This is a genomic window from Paenibacillus agaridevorans, from assembly GCF_003112455.1.
Lineage (GTDB): Bacteria > Bacillota > Bacilli > Paenibacillales > Paenibacillaceae > Pristimantibacillus > Pristimantibacillus agaridevorans.
The window spans coordinates 1-13,221 of sequence record NZ_BDQX01000304.1 but is presented as its reverse complement, the minus strand read 5'-3'; the positions used below and the strand labels follow the sequence as shown (position 1 = coordinate 13,221).

Annotated in this window: 7 protein-coding genes; all 7 read left to right on the top strand. The window is 48.6% G+C overall.

What is annotated here, in order from left to right:
• Positions 1-171 precede the first annotated feature (171 nt).
• Positions 172-3,753 carry a galactose-binding domain-containing protein gene (locus PAT3040_RS24945; protein WP_181376817.1) on the top strand — a complete coding sequence of 1,194 codons (3,582 nt, stop codon included), beginning with the start codon at positions 172-174 and terminating at the stop codon, positions 3,751-3,753.
• Between the two features lie 26 nt (positions 3,754-3,779).
• Positions 3,780-5,747 (top strand): alpha-amylase family protein, encoded by a 1,968-nt coding sequence (locus tag PAT3040_RS24940; RefSeq protein ID WP_181376816.1) that lies wholly within the window; start codon positions 3,780-3,782, stop codon positions 5,745-5,747.
• A 35-nt stretch (positions 5,748-5,782) separates the two neighbouring features.
• A complete protein-coding gene (locus tag PAT3040_RS24935) occupies positions 5,783-6,805 on the top strand; it encodes a DUF2961 domain-containing protein (RefSeq protein WP_181376815.1) in 1,023 nt (340 codons plus the stop codon).
• Between the two features lie 313 nt (positions 6,806-7,118).
• Positions 7,119-8,138: a Gfo/Idh/MocA family protein gene (locus PAT3040_RS24930; protein WP_108994811.1), complete on the top strand. Its 1,020-nt coding sequence runs from the start codon at positions 7,119-7,121 to the stop codon at positions 8,136-8,138.
• A 272-nt stretch (positions 8,139-8,410) separates the two neighbouring features.
• Positions 8,411-9,229 carry a phosphoribosyltransferase family protein gene (locus PAT3040_RS24925; protein WP_108994810.1) on the top strand — a complete coding sequence of 273 codons (819 nt, stop codon included), beginning with the start codon at positions 8,411-8,413 and terminating at the stop codon, positions 9,227-9,229.
• Entirely contained in the window at positions 9,226-10,716 is a 1,491-nt protein-coding gene (locus tag PAT3040_RS24920) for a nicotinate phosphoribosyltransferase (protein WP_108994809.1), read from the top strand. The genes PAT3040_RS24925 and PAT3040_RS24920 overlap by 4 nt, the downstream gene beginning before the upstream one ends.
• A 177-nt stretch (positions 10,717-10,893) precedes the next feature.
• A partial coding sequence (gene rnr, locus PAT3040_RS24915; RefSeq protein WP_108994815.1) for a ribonuclease R occupies positions 10,894-13,221 on the top strand: 2,328 nt, incomplete at its 3' end.

The window sequence follows — 13,221 nt, the reverse complement described above, 5'->3', positions numbered from 1 at the left end:
ATGTTGATTGGACTATTTATGTTCGCCTTGAATATCTTTCCGATACAGGCCACTTATGTTAGCGCTTCCAATCAGGCGACCTTTTATGTTTCGCCTTCAGGCAGTGACAGTAACCCTGGTACGTTGAGCGCTCCCTTCCAAACGATTCAGAAGGCCAGGGATGCTGTACGAATGATCAATCAGAATATGACAGGAGATATTATGGTTTATCTTCGCGGAGGCACGTACCAGCTGGACGATACGATTCAGCTTAATGAGCTTGATTCCGGCACAAAAGGATATCGGGTTATCTACAGGGCTTATCAGACAGAAGTTCCTGTACTTACAGGAGGGGTTCCGGTAACAGGCTGGACGCTGGATTCAGGCGGGATTTATAAAGCAACGGTATCTTCGGTGTCGAATTTCCGACAGCTTTATGTCAACGGGGAACGCGCGCAACGCGCTCAAACTTCGACTTTGAATACGGCTCTAGGTTATCATTATGACGCTTCATCGAAGATTGATGGCTTTATCGTGAATGGTAGTGTAGTAGATATATATGATAATGCTAGTGATGTTGAAATTAATTGGAAGCGAGAGTGGGTCAACACTCGGCTGCCGGTAGCACAGATTATGGATGGAGCCGCTGGAGAGAAAATTATCCTGATGCAGCAACCCTATTTTGATTGGGCTATGACGATGAATGCGAGCTTCACCACTATTGCCATAACTGATCCGTTTTATATTGAAAATGCAAAAGAATTGTTGGACGAAGCGGGAGAGTGGTATTTCAATCAAACGACTTCTACGCTCTATTACTGGCCTAAGCCGGGAGAGGATATGAATGCCTTAGAAGCGTATATTCCGAACGATGATGTGACGACTCTCTTATCAATTAAAGGCGCATCAATGACTTCGCAGGCCAACCATATTACCATTCAAGGCTTAACTTTTGCTCATACTACTGAATTAAGAGCCTCTACTCAAGGAGTAGCGCCGCTTCAGGCAAGTTTTTGGATAAACGAGGTGGATCAAACCGTGTTCACCACGAATGGAGTGATGCCTTCTGCAGCAATAGATGTCGAGCATGCGAACCAAATCATAATCGAAAGCAATCGATTAAAACATTTGGGTGCAGCAGGCATAAAGATGGATAACGATGTACAAGACTCTCAAATCATTAATAATACAATTACAGATGTATCCGCAGATGCAATTATTATAGGAACCTGGCACCATCGACATATCGATTCGTCTTTACAAGAAGCTTTGTGCAGCAATATTTTAGTCAGAAATAACTTGATTTCGAATGTAGCGAATGAATATTGGTCTTCTCCAGCCATTACTGTTTTTTTTGGCAAGCAAATCGATATACAGCATAATGACATCAGCAATATTCCCTATACAGGCATTTCAATGGGATGGGATGGCTGGGGTGGAGTGATGTGGGATGAGTTCTCATTAGGCTCCAATCGGATTGCATGGAATAAAATAAGTGATTATATGAAGAAAATGCGTGATGGTGGAGGTATTTATACTTTAAATACACAACCTGATACGGTGATAGAAGGCAATTATATAACGAATATGAACAATTCCTACGGTGGAATTTATCCTGATGAGGGTTCTGGTTATCTTAAGATTATCAATAATGTAGTGGAAAATATGGGATCTGCAAATTGGCTCTATATTTGGCAGTCTTCTATCAATCATATCAAGGTCGATAATAACTATACGAATTCAACAAACATAATTAATAACGGAACAATGATTTCGATCAGTAATACGAACTATTACTCCGGTGTACGACCTGCTTCTGCACAAGCTATTGTGAGTAACGCAGGTATCACATCGAATACGTATACACCGCTACCTGCACCGCCGCAGTCAACAATAGGCGACTTGGCCTTTGAGAAACCATGTTATGCATTTTACTTGGATGATTCCTATGCGACTGTGCATCCGGGTTCGGATGGATGTCGAGCGGTTGACGGTTATGACAGCACTTATGCTCAAGCATTCGGACAATGGAAGTGGAGAGAAGTCGTAAATCTGGGAAGTGTAAAAAATATTAATAAAGTTATCGTTACGTTCCCGCAAATCCCTTCGGCAGATCTAACGCTCTATGCCACGGAATACAAGATCAAGGTTTCGATAGATGGTACCAACTATGCAACGGCAGCCAGTGTAACAAGCGGAACGGGAGGCGCCATTACGACCATGTTCAATCCTGTTTCCGCAAGATATGTCATGATTGAGGCGGTTAAGCCGGACAATAGCGGTCAAGCGGGGACGCAGATGGCCATTAGCAGTTTGGAAATCTTCGGTATAGAGGATGAGCTAAGTCAAAAAGTGAATGATACTGCGCCTTCTATTATTTATATCGGAAATTGGAATTATTCTGGTTCACGCGGCTTTGGCAACTATAAAGACGATGTTCATTATACGGCAGACAATGGAGATTACTTTGAATTAACATTTGTGGGATCAGGCATTGAATTGATTAGTGAGAAGTATATGGATCGTGGCGATATAGACATCTATATAGACGATATTTACAAGGAAACCGTGAGCAGTTATATAAGCTCAGGTTCACAGGTTGATCAGACGATTTTCTCTGAAAGAAATTTAGTGAATGGGAAACATACGCTAAGAGGAGTAAAAAGAACAGGGACTGTTATGGTTGTAGATGCCGTTAAGATCTATAATCCGGAATTTAATGTTCCAGTTAATAATGACAGATCCGAAATTCATTATTCGGGTTCATGGGTGCACAGCACTGGACGTGGATATGGTAATTATTTGGATGATGTTCATCACACGAATACGTTGAATGACTATTTTGAGTTTACGTTTACTGGAAGCGGGGTTGATTTAATAAGTGAAAAGTATTTGGACCGCGGCGATATCGATATCTATCTTGATGGTGTCTATATAGAAACGATCAGTTGTTATAGCCCGGTATCGATGGTGCAGCAAACGGTATTTTCTTCGGGCGAATTGGCGAATGGCCTTCATACCATAAAGGGGGTCATGAAATCCGGGAGTGCAATGGTTGTTGATGCTTTTAAGGTTTACGATAGCGGGTTCAATCCGCCTGCTGCAAGTAATCTAAAGCTTTGGCTTAGAGCGGATGCCGGAGTAATCAAAGATTCCAATGGTTTCATAGGTACGTGGCAGGATTTATCCGGAAATGGAAACCATGCGATTCAGAGTCATATATCCAACAAACCTGCATGGATTGATCATGAAGTGAATGGCAGACCTGTTATTAGATTTGATGGTGTTAACGATTTTATGTCTATCCCCAGTCTAACGGGGAATATGGATGATTTCACAATCATTTTCATGCTGCGTCCTGCGGAATTAGCAAATTACAATCAAAAAATGTATGCGTCAGGCGCTTGGGGCGAATTTGTCATGCACACGGATGAGAATGGTGGGCTTTATGTAGGTACAGACATCGCAACTAGAATGGAACCATCTAACTCAACGTATAAGAGGGGCAATTATGCAATAGATGTGTTTCAAAGGTGGGCCTACTCGTATAGCTCGGTTGAGGGTCGCGGATTTATTTATAGAGACGATTATCATAGTGCCAGCCCTGTATTGCAGACAAATCCTAATAACTGGTCGGGATTTATGCTTGGTGAGAACGGTACGGGAACCATACATGGCGACATTACAGAAATCTTTATCTATGATAAAGTGCTCACGGATGCGGAACGTATCCATATCATCAGTTATTTAAATACGAGATATGTAAACAATTAAACTAACTACGAGGAGTCATGTTGTTAATGAAGCGATTAGCTAGCAGACAAGTGCATCTGGACTTTCATACTTCAGAATGGATCCCTAATATAGGCGAGAAGTTCGATAAGAAACAATTTCAGCAGGCACTGCAATTAGGCAAGGTCAACTCTATAACTGTTTTTGCCAAGTGCCATCATGGTTGGTCGTATTATCCAACTTCTATAGGCAAGGTACATCCCAACTTGCAGTTTGATTTAATGAAACAACAAATTGAGGCTGCGCATGAAATTGGTGTTCGAGCTCCGATCTATATCACCGTAGGATTTTCTGCTAATGATGCTGAAGAATATCCAAATTGGGTTGTAAGAAACCAAGATGGTTCAGTGACAACGATTGGCATAGATCCGCTTGCTAAGCCGGAAGATCAACGTCCAGGCGTATCTTGGAAATTTTTATGCCCTAGTGGAGAGTATGCCGAATTCATTTATGCTCAAACAAGAGAAGTGTGCAATTTATATGAAGTGGATGGGCTGTTCTATGATATTTGTTTTTGGTCGTTGTGCTGGTGCGGCAATTGCCGGGCAGGGATGATCCATGAAGGTTTAGATCCTGACAGCGAAGTAAGCGCCAGAGTATATCATAAGATAAAATGGCAACGATTTATGTCCAGATGTTCAGAGATCATCGTTGAGAAGAAACCGGATGCTTCTATATTTTTTAATGGCAGCGCTTCGCCATATGAGCCGGAGTGGCATGATTGGCAAACTCACTTTGAATTAGAGGATCTGCCAACGACTTGGGGCGGCTACGATAAGATGCCATCCAGGGCTAAGTATTTTGCGCAAAGCGGCAAAGATTATTTGGGTATGACGGGTAAGTTCCATACCTCGTGGGGGGAATTTGGAGGATTTAAATCAACAAATGCCCTTCGTTATGAAGTGTCTTCGTTATTAGCCTATGGAGCTCGCTGCAATATTGGAGATCAGCTTCATCCATCAGGTCATATGGATATGGAGACCTATCGTTTGATCGGTGAAGCCTATCAATATGTGGAGCAAATTGAACCGTGGTGCTTTGATGCGATGGAGACAACGAAGTTAGGGATCATGCTCTCCGGGCAGGTAAAGTCCGATGAAGGCTTAGTCAAAATGCTCCTTGAGGGACATTATGATTTCGACATTGTGACTGATAGCACAGTGGATTTAAGTCGTTTTGAAACGATTATTTTGCCTGATTGTGTCTTACTAAATCCACATCAAGCCGAACGTTTGCAAGCCTATATGTTACAAGGAGGAAGTCTCCTGCTCACAGGACAAAGTGGACTCGATGAAGAGAAAACGCATTTTTGTGTGGATATAGGCGGAAGCTATATGGGGAAATCCAAGTATGACAATGACTATTTGCAGTTGCATGATTCGGTTTGGAGTGGACTTGTGAATAGTCCCGTGCTTTTCTATGAAGGTTCCGAGCTGATTGAGGTGACAGAGGGAGAAGTGCTGGCTTCTGTAGTAGATCCTTATTTTAATAGAACCTATGCACAGTATTGTTCACATTTGAATACACCCTATCAGTTAGACGTAAAGCATCCGGGCGTTATTAGAAAAGGCAACGTTGTATATTTGGCGCATTCGGTTTGCAGGAATTATTATGACCATGGTGCTCAATTCCATCGGGATTATTTTTTACAAGCATTAAAGTTAATCTATAAAAATAATGTTATGGAGGCGGATATGCCGAGTTCGGGTAGAGCCCGCTTTGTTAAGCAAGTAGAGAAGGATAGATATGTTCTGCATCTATTATATGCGACTCCGATTCAAAGAGGAAGAACGCTTGTTATAGATGACCTGCCTCCTTTGTATGATGTGAATGTCAAAGTACATGTCAAGGAGCCGATCCAACGCATCTATCTTGCACCAGAAATGAAGGAAATACCATTCGTACAAGTAGATACACAGATTGAAATGAAAGTTCCTAAAGTAGAATGTCATCAGATTGTTGTGTTGGATTATTAACCATTGCGAGGCAAATGGGTCAGGAGGAAAAGGAAATGTATGATTGGAAGCAATTAACGGAAATCGGTATGAAGCAAAGCAGATTAAGCTCCAATACATGGCCATATGACAAGTATCCGGAACAACAGGAGTTGTTTGCTGGCAGTAGAGTAACGATACTCAATGTAGAAGGGCCGGGTGTTATCTCTTCTATTCATGCTTCAAATTATATGGATCGCAGGGTGTTAACGGATATAAAAAATGAATGGCCAAGAGATGAAAAAGCAATGAAAGACATCATCTTTAGAGTATGGTATGACAATGAAGAATGGCCATCGATTCAAATCCCTTTTGTTGATTTTTTATGTGATATTGAATTTAGTGCGGAATATTACGATACGGTATATTTTTCGAAGATCATGTACTCGCATAATTTTAGAATTCCTATGCCGTTTAAAAAGTCGATCAGAATTGAACTGGAGAATCCTACGAACACAGATTTAATTGGATATACGGATATTCAATGGGAACAACAGCTAAGTCCAATCCCTGAAAATACCGGTTACTTATATGTCGATTATAGACGAGGTCATTTGACGATTCCTAATGAAACGCTAGAGGTCTGTGCGGTCGATCGTCCAGGTGCGATTATTGCGCATTGGTTTCAAATCGAAGGTGACCATCCTAATTGCAATCAAGGCGAAATTTTATGTGAAGCTAACATGGAATTTTATTTGCAGGGCGATTCAAAACCGTTTATGGAATACTTGGGGATAGAGGATTTATATGGATACTCTTGGGGCTTTCCTAAATTACAATCCGACCACTATGCTGCGATTATACGTAAAGATGAACTTCCAAACGGAGGAGCAAGAATTGCAATGCTTCGCTGCAGAATGAATGACGCTATACATTTTGCTAGACCGTGTACCGTAAAGTTAGATTATACCCAGGAATATTTTTCGGAATTCTCGAAGAATCCAAAGCACGAGAGTCTTCCAGAATTCAAGAAAAGAGGGAAAACAAAGGTTGAAACCAAATATTTGAGTTGTTATTACTACTACGCATTACCTCAATGACTGTATAAATCATGTATAGGTCAACCAGTTTCCTAATTCAAATGGGAGACTGGTTGTTTAGTCATACTCTGATTAGTAACGTGAACCGCCTGCACTGCGAAATCCAACATAACGCCCCCTATGGTAAATAGCCCTATTACGATACCACTCGTAACGACTTCAATGGCCCGGCCACGACTGTGCAACGACGCTCGGTTAGCAGCGAGTTACAATCCGTCGTGTGGGAAAAGAGCATTCAATATTGTTTGCGTGCTAGTGGTCATGAGCTTCTTAACGTATGATAAAGAAGAAGTAGATTAGCAGAGAGCGGGGAATGGCGATGAAACATCGAATCGTGGTGGCAGGCTGCGGAGGCATGTCGAACGCGTGGCTGGATTATGCGGCTCAGCGGGAGAATGCCGAAATTGTTGGCTTGGTCGATATCTATGAGGAGGCGGCCAAGGCGATGGCGGCGAAGCGGGGGCTGGATGTGCCTGTTTTTACGAGTCTTGGCGAAGCGTTGGCGGTGACGGAGGCGAATCTTGTATTCGACGTGACGATCCCGGCTAGCCATAAGGAGATCGTGACGACAGCGTTGCGCGCTGGCTGTGATGTGTTCGGCGAGAAGCCTATGGCGGAGTCTTACGAAGACGCGCTGGAGATCGTGGAGCTTAGCCAGGCGACCGGCAAACGGTACGCCATTATGCAGAATCGCCGTTATCTAAAGCAAATTCGGGCGTTGCGGGAGATGCTGCGATCGGGCAGCATCGGACAGGTAGGCTCGCTTCATGCGGACTTCTTTATCGGCGCTCACTTTGGCGGTTTCCGGGATGCCATGGAAAGTCCGCTCATCGTCGATATGGCCATCCATACGTTCGACCAAGCCCGGTTCATCAGCGGAGCGGATCCCGTATCCGTCTACTGTCATGAATACAACCCTCCGGGTTCATGGTACAAAGGCAACGCATCCGCCGTCTGCATCTTCGAGATGAGCGACGGGTCGGTGTTTACTTATCGGGGGTCGTGGTGCGCGGAGGGCCTGAACACATCTTGGGAAGCGGACTGGCGGATTACGGGCAGCGAAGGAAGCGTGCGCTGGGACGGCCAATCCATGCCGTACGGCGAAAGGGCAAACCCGGACAAGCCCGACGGTTTCATTAGGGAGCAGCTTCGTATCGAAAGCGAAAATACGTGGCACGGTGCGGAAGGTCATCCAGGCTGCCTGGACGAAATGTTCGCCGCTCTTGAGGAAGGACGTCCGGCAGAAACGGATAGCCTGGACAATATTAAAAGCGTGAACATGGTGTTCGGCGCTGTTCGAAGCGCCAAGCTCGGGCAGAAGGTAAGGTTGTAGGTGCCGTTATAGGGCCGAAATATAGAAAAAAGTTGCTTAGATGGTCTTGCCCGTCAGAAGGACAGCCTTGCACATCTGAGCGATTGAAGCACCCGTCAGGGTGTTTTTTTCTGCCCGGAAGGAAGAGGCGGCTAGCCGTTTTTTATTGTACTTTAGCCCAAACGGACTACCTTGGATAAGGCGATTAGCCTATTTTACAGGGAGATGGTTGACAATTATTGATATAGTCAATATGATAATATCAAATAGAAGTTGTTGGAGGGTGTACCGACATGATCGCGTTAAACGGAGTGCGGCTGACGTTCAAGACGTTCCCGAACGGGGAGACGCTGGTGGACGGCGGAGAGATCAAAGGATTGGCAAGAGAGAACAACCTGCTCGACTTTAAATACGGGAACGATGGCGACCTCATCAAGCTGATGTTCGTTAAGAAGCACTTGGACGAGATGCAGAGTAAGGTATCCTTGCTCGTTCGATACATGCCATACAGCAGAATGGACCGGACGGAAGGAGACTCCGTCTTCACGCTGAAGCATACGGCATCCTTCCTGAACGGACTCGGCTTTGAGGAGATTACGGTGGTGGAGCCGCATTCCGACGTAACGACCGCGCTGCTAGACCGGAGCAAGGCAGAATATCCGACGTCCTTGCTGCTGGCACGGGTGATGGAAGAGACGGGCTTCGACGCTTCGCGAGACTTCTTGTTTTTCCCCGATGCGGGGGCGCAGAAGCGCTATAGCAAAGTGAAGGGATTTAAGCAACTGGTGGGCTTTAAGTCGCGGGACTTCGAAACCGGCGAAATTCGCAGTCTGGAGCTTGTCGGGAACATCGACACAACAGAGTTTAAAGCCATCATCGTCGATGATCTGTGCTCCTACGGGGGCACGTTCCTCCGGAGCGCCGAGCGGTTAAGAGAGGCCGGGGCCTCGGAAGTTTACTTGCTGGTCGGCCATTGCGAAGACGCTGTTTTCAAAGGGGATATGCTGGGGAGCGGGCTCGTGGACAAGGTGTTCACGACCGACACGATTCTGGATGCGGCGCAAGGAACGGAACGTATTCGTATAACTGAAATCGGAGGGATTCTATCATGACTGACAAATTCGTATACCCGGCAACGCTGTTGTGCGACTTCTATAAGGTAAGCCACAAAAACCAATATCCGAAGGGAACGGAGCTCGTCTACTCGACCTGGACGGCAAGAACGAGCCGCCTCGCGGACGTGGAGCATGTCATCGCGTTTGGTTTCCAGGCTTTTATTAAGGAATATCTGATCGCTTACTTCGACGAACATTTCTTCGGGCAGCCCAAAACGTCGGTTGTCGAAGAGTACGCCCGGGTGATTCGGCACGCGCTGGGCGTTGCGGATCCGGATGCCAGCCACATCGCGGAGCTGCACGATCTGGGATACCTGCCGATCCGGATCAAAGCGGTGAAGGAAGGCACGCCGGTGCCGATCAAGGTGCCGATGCTGACGATCGAGAATACGAAGCCGGAGTTCTTCTGGCTGACGAACTACCTGGAGACGCTGATGTCGTGCCAGCTGTGGATGCCTGCCAACAGCGCGACGCTTGCGTTCGAGTATCGTCAAATTCTGGAGGAATACGCGCTCCGCACGAATGGCGATACGTCGTTCGTCCCTTTCCAGGGGCATGACTTCTCGATGCGAGGCATGGGCTCGCTTGAGGCGGCGATGGGCAGCGGGGCGGGCCACCTGCTGTCGTTCACGGGAACGGACACCATCCCCGCGATTCTTTACCTGGAGAATTACTACGGCGCAAATATCGAGGCGGAGCTGGTCGGCACGTCGATCCCGGCAACGGAACACAGCGTCATGTGCGCGCACGGCCGCGACGAGATGGCATCGTACCGCTATCTGATCAAGGAAGTGTACCCGAACGGCTTCGTGTCGATCGTATCGGACACATGGGATCTGTGGAGCGTCATCGACGTCGTCATTCGGGGGCTGAAAGAGGACATTCTAAGCCGCGACGGCAAAGTCGTCATTCGTCCGGACAGCGGCGATCCCGTGCTTATCCTTTGCGGCGACCCGGACGGCGAAGACGAGTTCGAACGCAAGGGCGTGATCGAGCTGCTGTGGGAGATTTTCGGAGGCACGGTTACGGAGAAGGGCTACAAGCAGCTCGACAGCCACATCGGCGCCATCTACGGCGACGCCATCACCATCGACCGTTGCAGGGAGATCTGCGAGAAGCTTGCGGCCAAAGGGTTCGCGTCGACCAACATGGTCTACGGCATCGGCTCGTTCACGTACCAGTATAATACGCGGGATACGTTCGGCTTCGCGCTGAAGTCGACGTTTACGGTGGTAAACGGCGAGGAGAGACTTATTTTCAAAGATCCAAAAACGGACAGCAACAAGATGAAAAAGTCGCAAACGGGGCTTGTACGCGTCATCGAAAAAGAAGGCGTCATAACCTATGTGGATAACCTCAGCAGAGAGAAGTACGAGGCTTTCCCGGAGGTCGATCTGCTGGAGGATGTATTCGTGGACGGGAAGCTGGTGCGGGAGCATACGCTTGGCGATATCCGGGGCAGGCTGCTAGCGCAACTGCAATAGGTCGCAACTGACATGGCAAGGGCGCCGCTTGGCAAAATATTCTGCATGAAAGATTGATTGGCTCCTATTTCGTGTATACTACATGGTATATGACTATCTATCAACCGGCCGCGAATGCAGCTAGCGTCCTGCTAGTCTGGCGAGAAACGGCGGTTCACGAGGGGAAGGCCATCCATGGTGGAACGCGAGCAGGAACTGCTTGATTTTATGAGAGAGACGGCTTACAAGCCGATGACGTACCAAGAGCTGGAGGCGCACTTCGGCATTGAGGGAGCGGCGGAATTCAAGGAATTCCTGAAGCTGCTCAACAAATTGGAGGAAGAGGGCAAGGTGCTCCGTACGCGTACCGAGCGTTACGGGGTGCCGGAGCGGATGAATCTGCTTCGAGGCAAGATTCAGGCTCATGCCAAGGGCTTCGCCTTCCTGATCGCGGACGAGAAGGATCATCCCGACGTTTACATTCACGCCAATGATCTGAAAAGCGCCATGAACGGAGACATCGTCCTCGTCCGCATTACGGCAAAAAGCGAGGGCGGCGGCCGCATGGAAGGCGAGGTTGCTCGCATCGTGCAGCGTGCTGTCACGCAGGTCGTGGGCACGTTCGAGAACCACGAGGTATATGCCTTCGTTATCCCGGACGACAAACGGATTAACCGGGATATTTTTATCGAGAAGGGTGAATTCAAGGGCGCGGTCACGGGACAGAAGGTCGTCGTACGCATCATCTCGTATCCGGAAGGGCGCTCGGCGGCTGAGGGCGAGATCGTCGAAATTTTGGGACACAAAAACGATCCCGGCGTCGACATCTTGTCGATCATTCGCAAGCACCAGCTGCCGGAAGGTTTTCCGGACGATGTAATGGCGGAGGCCGAAGCGGCTCCGGATAAGATTACCGAGGAAGAGATTCGCGATCAGGGGCGCAGGGACCTGCGCGACGAAGTCATCGTCACGATCGACGGCGAAGATGCCAAGGATCTTGACGATGCCGTACATGTGAAGGTACTGGAGAACGGCAACTACCTGCTGGGCGTCCATATTGCCGATGTCGGTTACTATGTGCGGGAGAAGTCTGCGCTGGATCAGGAAGCGTTCCGCAGAGGCACCAGCGTGTACCTCGTGGACCGCGTGATTCCGATGCTGCCGCACAGGCTGTCCAATGGCATCTGTTCGTTGAACCCGCAGGTAGACCGGCTGACGTTGTCTTGCCATATGGAATTTGACGCAAAGACGTTGAAGCGCGTGAGCCACGATGTGTTTACGAGCGTCATTAGGACGACGGAGCGGATGACGTATGCCAATGTACGACGATTGCTGACGGCAACCGAAGAGGAGCCGGAAACAGAGCTGAAAGAGCGTTATGCCGGATTGCTCGACATGTTCGCTCTGATGGAACAGCTCGCGATGCGGCTGCGGTCCAAGCGCATGAAGCGCGGCGCGATCGATTTCGACTTCGTGGAGTCGAAGGTTCTCGTGGACGAGAACGGCAAGGCGGTCGACATCGTCAAGCGCGAACGCTCCGTGGCGGAGCAAATCATCGAGGAGTTCATGCTCGTCGCGAACGAGACGGTGTCGGAGCATTTCCACTGGCTGCGCGTGCCGTTCCTGTACCGGATCCACGAGGATCCCGATCAGGATAAGCTGATGACGTTCATGCAGTTCGCGGCGAACTTCGGTTACGTCGTCAAGGGCGGCAAGGGCAACTCCGTCCATCCGCGCGCCTTGCAGACGCTGCTCGAGGAGATTCAGGGAACGAAGGAAGCGACGGTTATCTCGACGATGATGCTGCGCTCCATGAAGCAGGCGAAATACGATCCGGAGAGTCTGGGCCACTTCGGTCTGGCCGCGGAGTTTTATTCGCACTTCACGTCGCCGATCCGCCGTTATCCCGATTTGGTCATCCATCGCATCATTCGCGAGGTGTTGGAAGGCGGCGGGGCGCTGACAGAAGCGCGGCATGAGGCGCTGACGGCACGTATGCCGGATATCGCGCAGCATTCCTCGGAGCGGGAACGTCTCGCCGTAGATGCGGAGAGGGACACGGACCGGCTGAAAAAGTGCGAGTACATGCTGGATAAGGTCGGCGAGGAGTTCGACGGCATTATCAGCAGCGTGACGAGCTTCGGCATGTTCATCGAGCTGGAGAACACGGTAGAGGGTCTGATCAGGCTGAGCGATATGTCTGACGACTACTACCACTTCCACGAGCTTCATATGGTACTGATCGGCGAACGCACCTCCCGAGTATACCGAATCGGAGATGAAGTGAAGATCCGCGTGTCTCGCGTGGATATGGATGAGTACAACATCGACTTCGAGCTCGTCGACATGAAACCCCGGGGCAGCTACAAGGGCGTAGCCGACGCTGGCTTCGGCGCAGGAGGCGGACGTGGGGGTAAACGCGGCGGCTTCGGCAAGCGAAGCGATGATGGGCGCGGTGGCGGACGCGGCGGCGGCCGCGGCGATAGCGGGCGCGGAGGCGCTGGCCGAGGAGCCGGGAATGGCGAA